Source organism: Granulibacter bethesdensis (assembly GCF_001889525.1).
Taxonomy (GTDB): domain Bacteria; phylum Pseudomonadota; class Alphaproteobacteria; order Acetobacterales; family Acetobacteraceae; genus Granulibacter; species Granulibacter bethesdensis_C.
This window is the reverse complement of the sequence record NZ_CP018192.1, coordinates 607,282-625,940: the sequence shown is the minus strand read 5'-3', so window position 1 is coordinate 625,940 and position 18,659 is coordinate 607,282. Positions and strand designations below refer to the sequence as shown.

General features: G+C 59.8%; 17 protein-coding genes. 9 read left to right on the top strand and 8 right to left on the bottom strand.

Annotation, left to right across the window (positions count from 1 at the left end):
- Positions 1-113 precede the first annotated feature (113 nt).
- The 3 genes from GbCGDNIH6_RS02820 to GbCGDNIH6_RS02810 all read left to right on the top strand — a co-directional run bounded on the left by GbCGDNIH6_RS02820 (position 114) and on the right by GbCGDNIH6_RS02810 (position 2,525).
- On the top strand, positions 114-956 hold the full coding sequence (locus GbCGDNIH6_RS02820) for an ABC transporter permease (protein ID WP_072562787.1): 843 nt from the start codon (positions 114-116) through the stop codon (positions 954-956).
- A 3-nt stretch (positions 957-959) separates the two neighbouring features.
- Entirely contained in the window at positions 960-1,676 is a 717-nt protein-coding gene (locus GbCGDNIH6_RS02815; protein ID WP_072562786.1) for an ABC transporter ATP-binding protein, read from the top strand.
- Positions 1,677-1,739: 63 nt separating this feature from the next.
- Entirely contained in the window at positions 1,740-2,525 is a 786-nt protein-coding gene (locus GbCGDNIH6_RS02810; RefSeq protein ID WP_198355795.1) for an ROK family protein, read from the top strand.
- 64 nt (positions 2,526-2,589) lie between these two features.
- Here GbCGDNIH6_RS02810 and GbCGDNIH6_RS02805 read toward each other — a convergent pair whose 3' ends face one another.
- Positions 2,590-3,642, bottom strand: coding sequence for a glycosyltransferase family 4 protein (locus GbCGDNIH6_RS02805; RefSeq protein WP_072562785.1), 1,053 nt, complete (start codon positions 3,640-3,642; stop codon positions 2,590-2,592).
- Positions 3,643-3,843: 201 nt separating this feature from the next.
- Here GbCGDNIH6_RS02805 and mntR point away from each other — a divergent pair, with 201 nt between their 5' ends.
- From mntR to GbCGDNIH6_RS02790, 3 genes are all read left to right on the top strand, one after another.
- Positions 3,844-4,299 (top strand): manganese-binding transcriptional regulator MntR, encoded by a 456-nt coding sequence (gene mntR, locus GbCGDNIH6_RS02800; RefSeq protein ID WP_072562784.1) that lies wholly within the window; start codon positions 3,844-3,846, stop codon positions 4,297-4,299.
- Between the two features lie 214 nt (positions 4,300-4,513).
- A complete protein-coding gene (locus tag GbCGDNIH6_RS02795) occupies positions 4,514-6,637 on the top strand; it encodes a DEAD/DEAH box helicase (protein WP_232450032.1) in 2,124 nt (707 codons plus the stop codon).
- Positions 6,638-6,761: 124 nt separating this feature from the next.
- Entirely contained in the window at positions 6,762-7,829 is a 1,068-nt protein-coding gene (locus GbCGDNIH6_RS02790) for an energy transducer TonB (RefSeq protein WP_157692306.1), read from the top strand.
- A gap of 18 nt (positions 7,830-7,847) precedes the next feature.
- Here the strand turns inward: GbCGDNIH6_RS02790 and GbCGDNIH6_RS02785 are convergent, their stop codons facing one another.
- Entirely contained in the window at positions 7,848-9,311 is a 1,464-nt protein-coding gene (locus GbCGDNIH6_RS02785; RefSeq protein WP_072564284.1) for an FAD/NAD(P)-binding protein, read from the bottom strand.
- A 166-nt stretch (positions 9,312-9,477) separates the two neighbouring features.
- Here GbCGDNIH6_RS02785 and GbCGDNIH6_RS02780 point away from each other — a divergent pair, with 166 nt between their 5' ends.
- Complete coding sequence (locus tag GbCGDNIH6_RS02780; protein ID WP_198355794.1) at positions 9,478-10,512, top strand: aldo/keto reductase; 1,035 nt, start codon at positions 9,478-9,480, stop codon at positions 10,510-10,512.
- A 28-nt stretch (positions 10,513-10,540) separates the two neighbouring features.
- Here GbCGDNIH6_RS02780 and GbCGDNIH6_RS02775 read toward each other — a convergent pair whose 3' ends face one another.
- The 5 genes from GbCGDNIH6_RS02775 to GbCGDNIH6_RS02755 all read right to left on the bottom strand — a co-directional run bounded on the left by GbCGDNIH6_RS02775 (position 10,541) and on the right by GbCGDNIH6_RS02755 (position 15,504).
- Complete coding sequence (locus GbCGDNIH6_RS02775) at positions 10,541-11,290, bottom strand: phosphoadenylyl-sulfate reductase (protein ID WP_095413373.1); 750 nt, start codon at positions 11,288-11,290, stop codon at positions 10,541-10,543.
- A gap of 98 nt (positions 11,291-11,388) precedes the next feature.
- Complete coding sequence (locus GbCGDNIH6_RS02770; protein ID WP_072562781.1) at positions 11,389-12,927, bottom strand: peptide chain release factor 3; 1,539 nt, start codon at positions 12,925-12,927, stop codon at positions 11,389-11,391.
- A gap of 99 nt (positions 12,928-13,026) precedes the next feature.
- Positions 13,027-13,644: a 30S ribosomal protein S4 gene (gene rpsD, locus GbCGDNIH6_RS02765; protein ID WP_072564281.1), complete on the bottom strand. Its 618-nt coding sequence runs from the start codon at positions 13,642-13,644 to the stop codon at positions 13,027-13,029.
- Positions 13,645-13,822: 178 nt separating this feature from the next.
- Positions 13,823-15,022, bottom strand: a complete 1,200-nt coding sequence (locus tag GbCGDNIH6_RS02760) for a type 2 periplasmic-binding domain-containing protein (RefSeq protein ID WP_072562780.1) — start codon at positions 15,020-15,022, stop codon at positions 13,823-13,825.
- Between the two features lie 35 nt (positions 15,023-15,057).
- On the bottom strand, positions 15,058-15,504 hold the full coding sequence (locus GbCGDNIH6_RS02755) for a GlcG/HbpS family heme-binding protein (RefSeq protein WP_072562779.1): 447 nt from the start codon (positions 15,502-15,504) through the stop codon (positions 15,058-15,060).
- Positions 15,505-15,640: 136 nt separating this feature from the next.
- Between GbCGDNIH6_RS02755 and pcaDC the strand changes: the two genes are divergently transcribed.
- A complete protein-coding gene (gene pcaDC / locus GbCGDNIH6_RS02750; protein WP_072562778.1) occupies positions 15,641-16,804 on the top strand; it encodes a bifunctional 3-oxoadipate enol-lactonase/4-carboxymuconolactone decarboxylase PcaDC in 1,164 nt (387 codons plus the stop codon).
- Positions 16,805-16,888: 84 nt separating this feature from the next.
- Positions 16,889-17,437: a formaldehyde-activating enzyme gene (fae, locus tag GbCGDNIH6_RS02745; protein ID WP_011631232.1), complete on the top strand. Its 549-nt coding sequence runs from the start codon at positions 16,889-16,891 to the stop codon at positions 17,435-17,437.
- A 75-nt stretch (positions 17,438-17,512) separates the two neighbouring features.
- Here the strand turns inward: fae and GbCGDNIH6_RS02740 are convergent, their stop codons facing one another.
- Positions 17,513-18,544: a hypothetical protein gene (locus tag GbCGDNIH6_RS02740; RefSeq protein WP_157692305.1), complete on the bottom strand. Its 1,032-nt coding sequence runs from the start codon at positions 18,542-18,544 to the stop codon at positions 17,513-17,515.
- Positions 18,545-18,659 lie beyond the last annotated feature (115 nt).

The window sequence follows — 18,659 nt, the reverse complement described above, 5'->3', positions numbered from 1 at the left end:
CTATCTTAAATAGTTATTAAGATTGACACACGTACAGTATATGATATTTAATCAGAAATCACACCTGTTTGCACATCAGAAAACAATCAGCCGGAAAATAGGCGGGAGGCTTCATGTCTGAGTCCGTTTTCACAAGACCAGCCAAAGCGGTGTCCGCCTTTCCGTCCTGGTCCAGCCTGCGGGACACACTGAGCCGACGCTTTCAGGGGGGACGGCGGTATGTTTCTCTCCTTCTGCTTCTAGCGATCTGGCAGGCGGGATCGAGCTTCGGACTGATCTCCACCCGGACCATCGCGGCGCCATTCACCATTCTGGCAACTTTCCGGGATTTACTGATTGATGGCGAGCTGATCGGCCATATGTCGGTCTCCCTGCTGCGCGTCAGTGCCGGGCTGGTGATCGGGATCGGTGCCGGCACGGTGCTGGCGCTGGTGGCCGGTCTGACCCGCCTGGGGGAGGAAATCGTCGATACCCCGATGCAGATGGTGCGCGTGCTGCCTCATCTGGCGCTGGTGCCTTTGTTCATCCTCTGGTTTGGGATCGGGGAAACACCCAAGGTGCTTCTGGTCGCGCTGGGGGCAGTGTTTCCGGTCTATCTGAATCTGTTCGCAGGCATCCGCAGTGTGGATCGCAAGTTACTGGAAGCTGGGCGTACGCTGGGGCTGAGCCGCCGTGAAACCATCACCGCTATCGTCCTGCCGGGGGCGCTTCCGCATTTTCTGACCGGTCTACGCTATGCCGTGGGCATTGGCTGGCTGAGTCTGGTGGTGGCCGAGCAGGTCAATGCCGACAGTGGGATCGGCTTCATGATGATTGATGCCCGGGAATTCCTGCGTACCGACATCATTATCGTGGGGCTGCTGGTTTATGCGCTGCTGGGGCTGATTGCTGATCAGGCTGTACGATGGATTGAGGCCCGCGCCCTGCGCTGGCGTCCAGTAGGGCTTGGAGCATAAGCCATGACACAAACACCCGTCGTTTCCCTGCAGAAGGTACACCAGCAGTTCGGCAGCACAACCATCTTATCCGGGTTGAGTCTTGATATCGCGCCGGGAGAATTCGTGGCCCTGCTGGGCCGCAGCGGCTCTGGCAAAACGACTCTGCTGCGCCTTCTTTCCGGACTGGATACACCATCACAGGGCCATCTGCGCCTGCCGGAACGCAGGGCGGTGGTGTTTCAGGAACCCCGGTTGCTGCCCTGGAAGAATGTGTGGCGCAACGTCGTGCTCGGCGTAAAGGACCGCCCCACCCGCGACCATGCCGTGGAGGCCCTGCGCGAAGTTGAACTGGCGCACCGCGCTGACGCCTGGCCATTGACCCTGTCGGGCGGAGAAGCCCAACGGGCTGGGCTGGCGCGTGCACTGGTCCGCTCGCCGGAACTCCTGCTGCTTGATGAACCTTTCGCGGCGCTTGATGCCCTGACCAGATTGCGGATGCAGAGCCTGGTGGCGCGGTTATGGGAGGTTCACCGTACGGCGGTACTGCTTGTGACACATGATGTCGACGAGGCGCTGTTGCTCGCGGACCGTGTCGTGGTGCTGGAGCACGGGCGGATTGCCGCCGAACGAACGATCTCAATTCCCCGCCCACGCCGTCCCGGCGATGCGGCATTTGCAAGCCTGCGCCTGGAATTGCTGGGATTGCTGGGAGTCAAGGAAGCTCTGGCGGCAGCGTGAGTTGCCATTATGGTCCGAGTGCTTTCATGATCGTCCGCTACAATAGAAAGCGGCAGGACAATCATGCCCGACGACAGTCACGATCAAGCCAATTCCAATCCCCTTCAGGGCATGGCACAGGGGGAAAAAACTGGGGGAAAAGCGCCTTACACGCTGGCAATCGATATTGGCGGGACAGGGCTGAAAGCCTCAGTACTGGACCGCGACGGCCAGATGGTCGTGCCGCGGGTCTGGGTGAAGACACCCTATCCCTGCCCGCCCGACATCATGCTGGAAGCGCTGGAAAAACTGGCGCAGCCTTTACCCGCTTACCAGCGTATTTCCATCGGATTTCCAGGCATGGTACGGGATGGCAAGGTTCTAACCGCCCCCCATTTCGACACCGGGACATGGAAGCACTTCCCGCTTGCCGAAAAACTGGGATCAGCGCTGCATGCTCCGGCAAGGCTGGCCAATGATGCCGATATTCAGGGGCTGGGCGTCATTCAGGGACACGGGCTTGAAATGGTGCTGACCCTCGGCACCGGCGCCGGAACCGCCCTGTTTATCAATGGCCGGCTTACTCCGCATCTGGAACTGGCTCACCATCCGGTTCACCGGAAGAAAACCTACAATGATTACGTTGGGCACGTCGCACTGGAAAAATCAGGCCAGAAGCGCTGGAACCGACATGTGCAAAAAGTGATCGATATTCTCTATGACCTCGTCTGCTACGATATGCTCTATATCGGAGGCGGCAACGCAAAAGAGGTCACTTTAGATCTGCCGGGCAATGTTCATATCGTTTCGAACGATGCAGGCATTACCGGCGGCATTGCCCTGTGGCGAAACGAGCATTCCGGCGTTTGATCCGTCATCGGACCTTCGGCGCAGACCATGATGATCTGCGCCGGGTTCAACCCGATAGAAGGATTTAGGCAACCCGCGCGAGGGGTGCCCCCTGCGCCGCCAGCTCGTACAAGTGTACATAATCACGCGCCATGCGGGCAGCAGTAAAACGCTCATCAAAGCAGGCGCGTACACCAGCGCGATCCATGCTTTCCACCTGACGCACCGCGACAACGGCTTCATCCATGCTGCTGATGATCATACCGCTTTTCCCATGCTGCATAACTTCCGGCACAGAGCCATTGCGCCAGGCGATCACCGGTGTTCCGCAGGCCATGGCCTCGATCATCACCAGACCGAACGGTTCCGGCCAGTCGATCGGGAACAGCAGCGCGGTGGCGTTACCGAGAAATTCGGTCTTCTGCTGCTCATTGATCTCACCGATATATTCAACCAGCGGATTGGCATCGACCATCGGCTTGATGACCGTATCCCAGTAATGCTGGTCGGCCTTGTCGACCTTGGCCGCAATCTTCAGCCGCACTCCGGCGCGGGTGGCGATCTCAATAGCCCGATCCGGGCCTTTTTCCGGGGAGATACGGCCCAGGAAGGCGAAATATCCGCCTTTTGGATTAGCCGAGAAAGGCAGCAGATCGGCGGGCAGGCCATGCAGGACTGTTCCCGCCCAATTGACCGGCGGCATTGGTGCCCGCTGGTTATCAGAGATGGAGACGACCGGGATTTCACTGAACATGCGATAAAAGCCGGGCAGATCCTTCAGATCCAGCCGTCCATGCAATGTCGTCAGTGTCCGGCTGGAGAAGGGACGCACCACCGGGAAATGGATCAGATCGGTATGAAAATGCAGCACGTCGAACTCGTGCGCCATCTGACGCACCTGCTCCAGCTGCATCGTATGCCAGGGCAGATCAAGCTTGACCTCCGGATTCAGCCGCAATGCGACATCGCAGGGGGAAACAAGGCGGGCCTTGGTAATCGAATCACCGCTGGCGAACAGCGTGACTTCGTGGCCCTGCGCCACCAGTTCCTCCGTCAGGAAGGAAACGATTCTTTCCGTACCCCCGTACAGCCTGGGGGGAACGCGCTCATACAAAGGTGAAATCTGCGCGATCTTCATGGACGATTATGATCCCTGGCTCTGTCTGGCACGCTGGCGGAATGAAATAGTTTGCGACGATGCGGGCTGCATCGGATCTGACGACCGCTATCATCTCATCTTTGTGGCAAGATAAGGGCAATGATAGCGACCCTTTGATGTCTATTGCTATCTTTAACCTTACCCTTGCGGCACAAGACGGGTTCGGAGACACTCGGGCCCATGAATGCTGAGCCTGCCCAACCCGTTTCTGCTGACTTAGAGGCGCCTGAGAATCGCTTCACACGTGCGCGTGAAGCGCGGCAGACCGAGATTGCCGAAGATTATGTGGAGCTGATCGCCGACCTGATCGCCCGCCATGGACAGGCCCGCACCATCGATATTGCCCGTGCACTGGGGGTGACCCATGTCACCGTGAACCGCACCATTGCCCGTCTGGCGCGGGATGGTCTGGTCAATAGCATGCCGTACCGCTCCATTCTGCTGACTCCGGCGGGAGAAGCGCTGGCACAACGTGCACGCCACCGGCATCAGATTGTGTTCCGCTTCCTGCGGATACTCGGCATCTCACCCGAAGTTGCATTACAGGATGCGGAAGGCATGGAACACCATGCCAGTGACGAGACTCTGGAAGCGTTCGCCGCCTGGACCAGACGGCTGGAACCGGGTCAGGACTGATCCGCAACACCCGGCCATAACCGCCATTCACGCGGGGCTGGGCAGCGCGCTTTATACTGGGATCGGCGTGGAGAATGTTGCTATAGGGTCGGCTATCGGCCGCTGATGACGGATGGGCGTGCGGCCCGTTGAAGAAATGCCCTCCATCATCTCCCCGACCGGATTTTATGCATTGATGTTTTCCGATACCGCCGCGACGCACGCGGATGCCGACATGAACACCCATGCCGAGGCATCAGCCCCAGCCCTGTTTCCCGCGCTGCATCCAACCCTGAAGGCAGCCCTGGATGCCAAGGGCTATACCAGCCTGACCCCCGTGCAGGATGCTGTTCTGACCGCTGATGCCGCCGAGCGCGATCTGCTGGTCTCCGCCCAGACCGGCTCCGGCAAGACCGTTGCCTACGGTCTGGCTCTGGCCGACACGCTGCTGGGCGCTGACGAACGGCTCGGCCAGGCCGGTGCACCGCTGGCGCTGATCGTGGCCCCGACCCGCGAACTGGCCATGCAGGTGCAGCAGGAATTGCTGTGGCTGTACGGGCCTGCCGGCGCCCGTGTCGTTTCCTGCATCGGTGGCATGGATGCCAGACGGGAAGCGCAGGCGCTGGAGCGCGGCTGCCATATCGTCGTCGGCACGCCGGGCCGCCTGTGCGATCATCTGGGACGCGGGCGGCTGAATCTTTCCCGCCTCCGCGCCGTGGTGCTGGACGAAGCCGACGAAATGCTCGATCTCGGCTTCCGGGATGAGCTGGAGGAAATCCTCGACGCCACCCCCACCGAACGCCGCACCCTGCTGTTCTCCGCCACTATCGCCCGTGAAATCGCCGCGCTGGCCAAGCGTTACCAGACCAATGCGCTGCGCATCGACACCGTTTCCCGCAACAAGCCGCATGCCGATATCGACTATCGCGTCGTGAGGGTGCTGCCGCATGAGGCGCGTCACTCGGTGGTGAACGTACTGCGTTTCTACGACGCTCCCATTGCCATGGTATTCTGCGGCACGCGTGAGGAAGTCCGCCATTTTCAGGCCAGTCTGATGGAGCGCGGCTTCTCCTCCGTCGCACTGTCCGGCGAACTGAGCCAGACCGAACGCAGCCGCGCCCTGCATCTGCTGCGTGAGGGACAGGCCCGCGTCTGTGTCGCCACCGATGTGGCGGCCCGCGGCCTCGATCTGCCCGCGCTGGATCTGGTGATCCATGCCGATCTGCCGACCAATTCCGCCACCCTGCTGCATCGCAGCGGTCGCACCGGTCGCGCCGGACGCAAGGGGGTCAGCGTGCTGATCGCCCCCGTCAACCGTCAGCGGAAGGCCGATCAGCTTCTGCACACGGCTGGCATTCGCGCTGAATGGACCCCGGTTCCGACGGTCGAGGAAATCTCCATCCGTGACCGGGAGCGTATGCTGGAAAGCCCGGCCCTGAGTGCCCCCATCTCTGACGACGAGCGTGAAGCGGCGCGTATCCTGATGGAAGGCCGTGATGCGGAGGCTCTGGCGGTCGCCGTGCTGCGCCTGCATCGCGGACGCCTGCCGGAGCCTGAAGACGTTCAGGTCGTGCATGAGCGCCCCAGCAACAGCGAGCGTGGAGATCGTCCGCAGCGTGAGCGGGGCCGTGAAAGAGACCGCAGCGATCAGGACCGCCCGGCCCGCGCGCCGCGCCGGGACAATGACGGCGAAGCACGCTCCACGCGCTGGTTCAAGCTGAGCGTCGGTCGCAATGACAATGCCGATCCAAAATGGATCGTGCCGCTTCTGTGCCGCGCCGGGCACATCCGCAAGCCGGATATCGGTGCGATTCGCATCATGGAGACGGAGACCTTCTTCGAGATAGACTCTGCCCGTGCCGACACGTTCAGCAGCGCCATCGAAGGCCGTGAGGCAGATGAAGTGGCCATTTCCGCCGCTTCGGCTCCGCCCGCGGGCGTTTCAGGTGGCTACACACCCCGCCCCTCAACCTCGGAACGCGGCAAAGGCGGCTTCGACCGTGCCATGCGCGAAGCCGATCACGGGGGTGACGAGACCGGTCGCCCACGTCGCACTTCCAAAACTGCCCCCCGCTCCGGCGAACGTAAAGCGGGCGAACGTAAAGCGGGCGAACGTAAAGCCTATGACAAGCCCTATGAGGCGAAGTCTTACGATTCGAAAACCGGCGGTAAACCCCGGACCGCCCGCAGCGGCTCATCTGCCTATGCAGGTGACGCCCCCCGGCGTGGCGCGTCGAAAGATAAGCCGTCCTACGGCAAGTCCTCTTCCACCGCGCCCTCCGGTCGCCACACCGCTTCCCGCGGGCGGGCGGCCGGACCGGGCGGCAGCAGCAGTCGCAAGAAAACCAGCCGTACCTGACAGGATGAAGACTTTCTCCCTCTCACCAGAGGGAGAAAGCCGATTTCCCTGCCAATCCGGCGGCATGGCAGGTTTTCCTGCCGCCTGAATTCGCCCATAATCGCAGGAACGATAAGGATCTTGCGTGGCGTCTGACCGGACAACACCGTCGCCCGACATGACAGAACGGCAGCTCACCGCATGTGGTCCCTGGGGAGAAGGGGAACGGATGGGGCGAGACCGCCTGTCGGTTACGCTCGTTCTGTCGATTGTCGTTCACGCCCTGCTTTTGGCGGCGCTGCTGTTCCTGCATGTCGGGCGGCCACCACAGGATCTGTCAGCCCCCAGCGATGTCGCCATGGTGTTCGAGGCCGGGGGAGAGAAAGCCCCGTCCAATACCAGCCCTGACAGCAAGACCGATTCGGAAGCCTTGTCCGACAAGCCGGGAGCTCCTCCCCCCACGCCGGAAGACAAGCCTGATACCTCCCAACCCTCTCCATCATCAGCACCGCCCAGCCCGCCGGCACCTCCTCAACCGCAGGAGGCTCCGCCGCAGGTCGCTCCCGTGCCACCCGCACCGCAGGCTCACACGTCATCAACAACACCGGTGCAACAGCCGCCTGCACCAGTGCCTGATATCCCCGTGCCGCCAGAGCCAGCGCCCGATGCCGTGCCGGTCGCCCCACCGCCACCAACGACCGAGGCCCCTCCGGCGCGCCCCTCCCCGCCACAGCCCCGGACCATGCCGCAACCACCGTTGCGCACGCCCAAAGCGACGCCCCGAACATCCTCGCGTCCGCCAGGCAAGGTCCGGGAAGCACCCGGCAGTTCACTTTCCTCTCCCTTGAACTATTCACTGGGGGGAGCCGCACGCGGTTTGCGGCATAATAATCCGTTCGCTTCAATGCCGAATAATCTGGCCTTGGGAAATGACTGGAAAGCGGCACTGCGCCGCTGGGTGCAGGAACACGGCTACTACCCGCGCGACGCGGCTATGCGCGGGGAGGACGGGCCAGTAACCCTTCAGCTGACAATCAACCGCTTTGGCGTGGTGACGGACGTGCAGATGCTGGAAAGCTCGGGATCGCAAGCGCTGGATATGGCCTGGACCTCGGTCTGGCGCGGCTCCCGCGTGCCGCCTTTCCCGCCCGGAACCAAGGAAGATTCCATCACCATCACCTATACCGGCAATTATATTCTCCAGCGGCGCTGATCCCATTTCCCGTTGCAGCTACGCGGCGCGGCAGGGTGATGCCTTGATAAGGGCGGCGAGATGCCCTGCCACAAACTCGGCCTGTCGCCGGATATCTGGCACAGCGGTCATTTCCCAGAATGCACCTTTGGTGATCGGCCCCACGGCAAACAGCCGCCGTGAAATACGCCCGGCCTTGTCCAGCAAGGCACAGTTCCCAGTGACTTCCAGCCCCAACCCGAGCGGGTCCGGCCTGACCGATCCCCGATCGAGCAGGGAACGAATCAGTGGATGGCCGATCCGGGCATAATCGGCACAAGGGCCGGAGCAGTTGATGACTCGTACCGCACGGGTCGTCGTCAGATCGGCCTCCCCCCGCTTCCGCCAGCGGATCAGAACCTCGCCTTGATCTGTGATATCGAAAGCCCTGATTCGTCCGGCCGCAATCCGCAACTGTCCCCGTGCCCTGGCATCGGTAATCCGCCCAGCCGTGGCAGGCGGTACGCGATGGCGGTGAATATCCCACCATGGCCGCAGGTGGCGCAGAAATCTGGCCCTGTCCCGCATCGGCATGGTTTGCCATACATCAATCGTAAAGGGACGCAGACTGTCCACCACCGGCTGCCAGCTTTCCCCCGACGCTATAGAGCGTGCGGCTTCCTGCCGTAAAAAGCGGAGCAAATCGTTGATGGTGGTCGGAAAGGCAGCGTCATCCGGTGACAATTCACTGTCCGGATGGCTCTGCCGGGCGCTGGACCGCAGAGGCGGTAACGCCCCTCCGCCATGACGCAGCGGAACCAGCCCTCGTCTGGACACAGCCATGATAGGACCATGATGGCCCTGATCCAGCAGGGAAACCGCCACATCCACCATGGTCAGGCCGGTGCCGATCAGGAAAACCGGAGCTTCCGGCTCCAGCCCTGTCAGTGCATCCGTGGCCCACGGATCAGGGCTGTAGAACGGCGTATCGAAAAAAGAGGGATCCTCGACCGGAGGGGGGGCCGGCGGGAAATTACCGGTGGCGAGGACAACACGATCCGCCTCGACCACGCGCTCGGTTGCGCCCTGCCCGAGCATGATCTGCAACCTGCCATCAGGACCGCAGCACAGATCATGCGCATCGCCCCTCACCAGTTCGAGCCGTTCATCCTCCTTAAGCTCGGCATTGAGCAGGGAGCGGACATAACTACCGAACAGGGAGCGCGGCACAAAAGCGCCTTCTTCAGTGCCCGGTGCCACACCAAAGGCTGCGGCCTCCTGTGGATGCTCCCGCAACCAGGCCACAAAATGATGGGGATTATCGTGAAAGGCGCTCATGCGTCCGGCAGGGACATTGAGCAGATGGCTCGGATTGCCAGTGGCGTAAGCCTGACCCCGCCCGAACTGGCGGTTGCGTTCAATCAGTGTAACCGTGGTACCAGGGGGACATCGTCGGAGGGCATGCAGGGCCAGTAACGTCCCGCTGAAACCCGCGCCGATGACAGCGATTTTATCAGGACTCATCGAGACCTCGATTCCGCTTATCGACAGGAAAACCAAGCCTAGACGCATTTTACCCAAAAAAGGAAAGCAATCATGCCACGATGCTGCAAATAGCTGAATTTTAGAGGGTGACTATATAATAACTTACGTTACTATATGGTCCCGATGATCTCTTATCGACAGGAGAATGCGTGTGGAAACCAGACAGCTTGGCCGATCAGGGCTTTTTGTTCCCGTGCTCAGCCTTGGTACCGGCACTTTCGGCGGCAAGGGAGCGCTTTTCAAGGAATGGGGCGATACAGATGTTCAGGCAGCAACGCGGCTGGTCGATATCTGCCTTGAGGCGGGTCTGAATTTTTTTGACAGCGCCGATATTTATTCAGCCGGTATCGCCGAAGAGGTGCTGGGCGGTGCCATTGCCGGGCGGCGGGATCAGGTTCTTATTTCCACCAAAGCCACTTTCCGGGCCGGTAGTGGATATAACGATGTCGGGTCATCACGCCTGCATCTGATCCGCTCGGTCGAAGCATCCCTGAAGCGCCTGGGAACCGATTACATCGACCTGTTCCATTTGCACGGTTTCGACGCGAAAACCCCGGTCGAGGAAGTGCTGAACACGCTGGATGATCTGATCCGGGCAGGAAAAATCCGCTATGTTGGATGCTCCAATTTCTCCGGCTGGCATCTGATGAAATCACTGGCCTGTGCGCAGGCCTATAATCTGCCACGCTATATTTCGCATCAGGCCTATTACAGCCTCGTCGGTCGGGAATATGAGTGGGAATTGATGCCGCTCGGTCTCGATCAAGGAGTGGGCTGCATGGTGTGGAGTCCACTCGGTTGGGGACGGCTGACGGGTAAAATCAGACGCGGTCAACCTCTGCCTGAAACCAGCCGGCTGCATCGTGCTGCCGATCCGGGACCGCAGGTCGATGACGACTATCTGTATAAAGTTGTCGATGCACTGGACGAAATCGCGCAGGAGACCGGAAAAACCGTCCCGCAGATCGCCCTGAACTGGCTGCTGCAACGCCCGGGGGTTGCCAACGTGATCATCGGTGCCCGCAATGAGCAGCAGCTACGCGATAATCTTGGCGCCATCGGCTGGAATTTGACGGAGGATCAGGTTGCCAGACTGGATGCAGCCAGCGAGGTACCAAAAATCTATCCCTACTGGCATCAAGCCCAATTCTCTGAGCGTAACCCCTTCCCTGTCGGCTGATGTCTCGTGAGCGCAACGGGCTGCGCTGTCAGCCCGTTGGCCGATGAATACCGCATTCGGTTTTGGCGCGGCCTCTCCATCGACCTGATCTCGGATCGGCCCCGGGCGCCACCGGTTGGGTGCAGGGGGCGCAGCCGATTGACGGGTATCCTTTTGCCACCAAAGGATGACGCGGCAACTGGCGCCGCGTCATTTCCGCCTCGATATCGGCAGCCCCCCAGTCGGCCAGCGGATTGAATTTGGTAAACTTGCCCTCGATCTCCCGGAAGGGCAGCGCCGCGCGCGTACTGGCCTGATGACGTTTGCGCCCACTGATCCAGGCATCGAAACCGGACAAAGCCTTTTCAAGCGGGCGCACCTTACGCAGGGCGCAGCATGCATCGGCATCGAAATACCATAACTCGGCATCAGGGTCCTGAGCCGCTGCCTCCTCCGGATCCGGGTGGATATCGCGGATACCGGTCAGCCCAAGCAGGTCCGCCAATTGCTGCCGATAGGCGAGCGTCTCCGGAAAATGGCGCTCCGTTTCCAGAAAGACAATCGGTATCGCAGGGTCTATCTCCGCCACCAGCGCGAGCAGCAGGGCGGATTCGGCCCCGAAGGATGAGACCACGGCAATACGGCCGGCGAATTCTTCTGTGATGGCCTGATGCAACAACGGCAGGCCTGCGCCATGAGGTATTGAAACCGCATCCCTCACCGGATGCAACGAGGCCTCCCGAGCAGCCGTGGCATCATCCTGTAACTGCTTTTCCAGCTCGGCATCCTGCATTTGCATTGTCCTTACCCGGCGGAGTCTGAAACACCTACATAATCAGGCAGCACCTTGGCTTGAAGACGTCCAATTATTCCCATCCATCAGATCAGCACATGTGCTTATGCAGAAACAGCATCCGCATGCATGTCCTTGACGTCACGGAACGTAATCTCGGGACTCAGTTCCGCCGTACGCCGCATCATAAAGGCGGAGCTTGCCAGAAAAACCGGATCGCCATCGACATCATCCGCCATGGCGCTGCGTTGCGCATCAATGAATTTCTCCAGCGCCGCTTTCTCCCCGGACACCCAGCGCGCCAGCGAAAACGGTGTCTGATCGAAAGTAATCGGTACCCCATATTCATTGGCCAGACGCGCCATCAGCACATCAAGCTGCAACACCCCCACCACGCCGACAATCGGCTGGGAGCCATCGCGCGGGCGAAACAGCTGTACGACGCCTTCTTCGGCCAGCTCCTGCAGAGCCTGCTTGAGCTTTTTGGCTTTCATAGCGTCCTTGATCTGCACACGGCGAAGGATTTCCGGGGCGAAATAAGGCACACCGGTGAAGTTCAGCCCTTCTTCCTCCGTCAGCGTATCACCGATGCGTAGCGTGCCGTGATTGGGAATCCCCACCACGTCACCTGCAAAGGCTTCTTCGGCCAACTGACGGTCGCGCGCGAAGAAGAATTGCGGCGCATGCAGCGGAATCTGTTTGCCGGTACGAGCCTGCTTCATCCGCATGCCGCGCACGATCTTGCCGGAGCATACGCGGGCAAAGGCAATCCGGTCCCGATGATTGGGATCCATATTCGCCTGAATCTTGAACACCAACGCAGTGGCTGTTTCTTCTTCCGCCGAGACGACACGGGTATCCGCCGGCTGCGCCCGGGGCGGCGGCCCGAAAGCTGACAGCGCATCGAGCAGATCGGTCACGCCGATATCCTTGATCGCCGCACCGAAGAAAACCGGGGTCAGATGGCCTTCCATGAAGCCTTCCACCTCGAATTCCGGCAGGGCGGCACGGACCAGCTCCAGCTCCTCCGCAACCCCCTGCATGCGGGGATCGGACTCCGGAACCTGCTGCGTCAGGCGATATTCCTGCAAACGCAGGTCATAGGTGCCAATGAAATCCGCCGCCCTGCCCACAGGCCAGGTGACCGGCGCGGTATCCAGCGCCAGCGTGTTCGCAACCTCGTCCAGCAATGCGAACGGATCCTGCGCCTCACGATCCATCTTGTTGATGAAGGTGATGATGGGAATATCGCGCAGACGGCAGATCTCGAACAACTTGCGGGTGCGGGCCTCGATGCCTTTCGCAGCGTCAATCACCATCACCGCCGAGTCCACCGCCGTCAGCGTGCGATAAGTGTCTTCCGAGAAATCCTCGTGGCCGGGCGTATCCAGCAGATTGAACACGCAATCCTTGTATTCGAACGTCATGACCGAGGTGACGACGGAAATGCCGCGATCCCGCTCGATAGCCATCCAGTCCGACCGGGTGCGACGCCGCTCCCCTTTGGCACGGACATTTCCTGCAAGCTGAATAGCCCCACCAGCGACCAGCAACCGCTCGGTCAGGGTGGTTTTACCCGCGTCAGGGTGGGAAATGATCGCAAAGGTGCGGCGGCGGCGGATTTCATTGGCAAGCGCGGTCATCACTCGAAGCGCACCCCATCAGGACAAGCAGCGGCAGAAACGGCAACGCCGGACATGCTGCCATGCCCGGCGTTGAAAAACGTACCGATAAAAACCGGATCAGCGAGAATAGAATTCGATGACCAGATTCGGTTCCATCTGCACCGGGTACGGCACATCGGACAGCTTCGGATAGCGGGCATAGGTGCCCTTCATCAGGCGATGATCGACGTGCAGATATTCCGGCACATCGCGCTCACCGCTCTGGGTGGCATCCAGCACCATGGCGAGCTGCTTCGACTTCTCACGCACTTCCACCACGTCACCGACCTTCACCAGATAGGACGGGATGTTGACGCGCTTGCCGTTCACCAGCACATGGCCATGGTTCACGAACTGACGCGCCGCAAACGGGGTCAGCGCGAACTTCATACGATAAATGACGGCGTCCAGGCGGCGCTCCAGCAGCTCAATGAGGTTCTCGGAGGTATCGCCCTTGCGACGCACCGCTTCCTCATAATATTTGCGGAACTGCTTCTCGCTGATATTGCCGTAATAGCCCTTCAGCTTCTGCTTCGCCATCAGCTGAATGCCGAAATCGCTCGGCTTGCCTTTGCGGCGCTGACCATGCTGGCCTGGCGCGTAGTCACGCTTGTTCAGCGGAGACTTGGCGCGGCCCCACAGGTTGACGCCAAGGCGGCGATTGATCTTGAATTTCGATTCTGCGCGTTTGGTCATCGCAGGACAGCCTTCTTTATGTGACCCGGCATGCGCCTTGAGTCTTTTGTTGCACCGGTAGTCCGGATGCAGCTGCATCCGGCGGGCGCGAACCCCGAAGGTCCGTCCGCGTTCCCGGCCATGAGGGCGGCCCTATAGAGAGCGTTCATCGAAAAGTCAAATTTCCCAGCCGTCCTCATCACGGTTTGGTCCCCGGTTTCGGATGCCCCGCCTGACGGTGGGCCGGACGCACGGGCCGGGCATCAAAAATGGCAATCCACTGTTTCCACAGCGCCATCATCTCCCCTGCCAGATAGGAATAAGCCGGCCACTGGAACCGATCCCGCTGATAGGTGGAAAAACCATAGACCCGGATCGTTTCGTGATCCTCCAGCAGGGAGGTTACGGTCGGCAAAAGACCGGTACGGTGCATCAGATCGGTCTGCACCCTCGGTTCCAGCAGCATATTACAGGCCAGAGCGGCGGCGGCAGGATCGGCATCATCGCGCAGCATGGCTGCCTGCATGATGACGGGAATCACCCCCTCCTCTGCCGCATGCCAGGAAAGATCACCTACCATCTGCTGCCAGATCACTGCATTGGCCTGCAAGGTCAGGGCGGCAACGATCTCTCCGGTACGGAGGGCATTGCCCAATGCTTCATCACTCGGATAGCTCCGCGCTCCATGGTGACGCAGGCGGCGCAGCCAGGTCAGACCGGGGCCATAATAGGTCATGCTCCCACCCATGGCCAACGTGGCAGCGCCCATGACCTGAAGATACTGCGCATCCGAAAACCCAACCCGCCCATGCAGCCGCGGTGAAGCCAGATCACCATAGCGCAACAGCACCATGTCCTTTGTCAGGGAAGCACGGCGGACGATGACCAGACCGCTCTGCATCTGCGGAGCAGCATAGGGCAGCCGCAGATCCGGTTCGACACCGATTAAAGCAGGCAGAAATTGCGGTGTGGCCGGACGAAAGGGCTGGATCAGAGACAGGGTATACATGGCGATGTCGTCCAGCAGCAGCACATCGCAAGGCGCAGGCCGTGCCAGAATGCGGGCCTGCCGAATACTTTCCATCCTCGGCAGCGTATCGGTGACATCGACCACCAGCCTCGTCTGAAGACGCCCCAGCCTCTGCCCTGCCACTGCCTGCACGGCGATGGCATAATCCTCGCCACTACATCCCATGACCACGCGGTGCAGCAGGCTGGCGGTCGCATCAAGCGAGACAGCAGCCGGGATAGAAGGTGTCCGGGGAAGAGAATGGTATAGAATGCCGGAACGCCCCTCCTCCCGCCCCCATGCACTGTGAGCACCCGTCAACAGGGACGCCGCCCACGCAAGCGCCATCCGACGCCCCGGCAGAGATGATCCGATCTTATGCTCCGCCATGAGCGCCGCTTATGACCTCCCTGTCCGCATCACTATTAACGGATGCGTGCGGTGTATCCTGCGGCCTCGATCCCCGCGACCACCGCCGCCTCGTCATTGTCGGATGTATCGCCCGACGCACCGACCGCACCCAGAAGAGTGTCACCCGCCATGATCAGCACCCCGCCCGGCACGGGAATGAGGGAGCCACCAACCGCATGAGTCACCGCCGCCACAAAACTTGGATCCGTTGCGGCACGATCAGCAATTGCCCGGCTGCCCATACCCAGCGCCACCGCGCCATGTGCCTTGCCGATCGCAACCTCACCCCGGCGCAGGCTGGTACCATCCGCCCCCCCAAAAGCCTTCAGCGCCCCCCTTGCATCCAGCACCGCAATCGCCAGTGGCTTCATCCCGGCAGAGGCCGCCTTTTCGAGGCTGGCCGTAACGATCGCTTGCGCCTTGTTCAGTGTCAGCACTGTATCTTGTCCTGTATCGCTCATGATATCCGACTTCCTCTTTCAGCATTGGTGGCCAGCCTTCACGACTCTGTCGCCGCGTCATTTCATTGGCCCATGCGTTGCATGAAGCATCGCGGCAAGTCCAGAACGGCTTCAGCATGGAAGAGGATAAAGACGGATGTTTCTACGCACCGGGGAATTGGCTGGAGATTTGAACATCCATCTGACGGTTGATGGTCCGGAGGGAGCACCCGCTTTCCTGCTGCTCCATGCGCTCGGTGCAACCGGAGCAGCCTGGGACGGCATGGCAGCCGAACTGGCCCGAAGCTATCGCGTCATCCGTCCCGATCTGCGCGGACATGGGCTGACGGAGGTGACGCAGGGACCATACAGCATCGACATGCTGGCGCGAGATGCGCTGGCGGTGCTGGATGCGCTGAGCGTGGATGAAGCGCATGTCGCGGGAATTTCTCTGGGCGGCATGGTAGCACAGATGCTCGCAGCCATCGCTCCGGCCCGGGTGCGTTCGCTGATTCTCTGCGATACCGGGCTGGCGATGGCAGAACCGTCCCGTTTTCTGGACCGCGCCGCGCTGGCGAGAGCGGAAGGAATGGCATTGCTGGCAGATCAAGTGCTGCCCGGTTGGGTGACAGAGAACTTTCTGACTGATCCCGCCGCTCACGGCCTGTATACAATGCTCTGCCGGACCGATCCGGAAGGATATGCCGCAGCGTGCGAGGCCCTCTCCGTCGCCGATCTGTCGGATCATGCCGAAGCCATTCTCGCACCGTCGCTTGTGCTGGTGGGGGATCAGGACCGATCCACCCCGATCCCCATGGCTGAAGCGCTTCGCGACCGGCTCGGAGCGGCCTTCACCATCATTGAAAATGCCGCCCATATGATCTGCACCGAACAGCCCGGACAGGTTGTGGAGGCGATCCACCGCTTCATCGGCGCACAGGCACAGGCTGATGCGCTGACGCGCGGCCTGACCACGCGCCGCGCTGTCATGGGAGAGGAATTCGTTCAGGGTGCTTTCGACCACGCCTCCCCCTTCGAGCGGGATTTCCAGACATGGATGACGGAGGCCGCCTGGGGCGGCCCATGGTCACGCCCAGGTCTGGATCGTCGTACCCGCAGCCTGATCACCCTGGCCGTCCTTGCCACTCTGCGTGCTGAGGAAGAGTTCAAAGGCCATTGCCGCGCCACAAGGAATACCGGCGCCTCCCCCGGCGATGTCGCAGAAACACTGATGCATGTCGCGTGTTATGCGGGCATACCCGCCGCAAATGCTGCTATGCGCATTGCCCGGGCCATACTCCCGGATCATTCTGGCGCGTGATATCTCTGAAGCGGGCAGAATTTGATACGGCCAATCTGTCAGACCCCTCATTTCCTTCCCCTTATCCGATAAGGAGACCCCTCCATGAGCGAACGTATTATCCTGCGTACCGGTGAGGCTCTGGTCGCTGGCGGACCACCCGGCACCGCAGCAGAGCCGGAGGTTGTCATCGGTGCGCTGGACGGGCCGGTCGGAACTGCTCTCGCCACTCTGGTAGGCGATCAGGTTGCCGGTCACAGCCGTGTTTTCGCCATTCTGAACACCGGGATACAGGTGCGGCCAGTGACTCTATGCGTGTCCAAAGTAACCGTAAAAAGCCAACGCTACACCAATATCCTGATGGGCACGGTTCAATTCGCCATCGCCAATGGTGTTCTGGATGCCGTGCGGGAGGGCTATCTACCGAAAGATCAGGTCAATGACCTCGGCATCATTTGTTCCGTGTGGCTGGCGCCGTCCGTCATCAATGACGACAATCTGGATCATAAGGCGCTCTTCGAAATCCAGCGCAAAGGCACAACGGAAGCCATCCGGAAGGCCATGCAGAACGAACCGTCAATCGACTGGCTGCTCGAGAACCAGGACAAGATTATTCACAAATATCATCAGATGGGACTGGACGGGAAAATCTGATTTTCTATCCTGACCACAGCAAGCGCCGCATGCCTGGTAACAAGGCATGCGGCGCTTTTTTATGATCTCTCTCTCTTACTGCATAAAGCCCAATCGGCCATTCTGCGCATCATAGGCAACCGCCATATAGCGGAACGGCGCAGAGCCAATATTGGAAAATGTAGCTGTTTTAGAGACACAGAAAACAGTATTGGCAGTCGTTATCAGAGCCAGATGAAAAACATCTTTGAAATCAATCTCGAATTTCTGTCCCTGTGACAGGCAACCTGTCCTGCTCAGTTTCGGATTTACATTTCCTATATTAAAAACCCCATAGGAAGCACCGGTATCAAACAAAATCGGTGTGCATGAGGCAGCCTCCCCATTGACGGTATAACAGCCTGTTAAAGATGTTCCCGTCCATGACGGCGCGCCAGATGGACCTGCTTTAGTGGGCTTAAGCGTTGCAAAGCTGAATTTTGCCGTATTTTCCTGGGTCAGTCCGACTGTCAGAGTCGGTGTTTTTCTGTCCCGAACATCAATAATATACCCATTCGATAATGGAGTTGGCAGCTGCGCCAATGGGCTGATCAGACTGGTGCTTGTGTTCATGCTGATACCCATAATACCGGGCTTGTTGATACTGCCCGGGCAATTGGGTTGGGTAGCCGCGCAGTAAACACGCGTGATCACACCGACGACAATCGGCTGCCTTGTTGTAACCGGCCCCTGAGAATCCGGAAACGCAATGGTTGTCTTGGCCCAGTAACCATCGAATCTGGTGCCATCCGTATAAGCCTGCCGAACCCGTGTCGGAAGTGCGACGAGATCAGGCCCCGCATCCTTCTGCATGACGTAAAGACCTGCCGAGCCTGTATCCAGCGAAACACTTGTTGTCGGTCCGCCACCGATAGAAATATGGACCATAACAGGGACATTGCCTGCCCTGATCGGGAAAATAGGAATGCCGACACTCTTCGGCATAGCAGAGGAAGATTTGGTAACAGAGACAGAGCGGCTGACTTTGACAGATGAGGAGGCCTGCCAAGACTGAGCATGCGCAAGTGGTGTCGATGCGAGAAACAAGCCTGCTAAAAGAAAGGATGAGTATAATTTACTCGTGGCCATTTCAATTTTCCTAAATAAAAATTTAGGAAAATTAACGCAGAAAAAAACATGGAAATCAAATGTTCAATGCGGTCAAAAACTTATTTTTCAAAATGCCAATCAGGAGAAGGCCCGA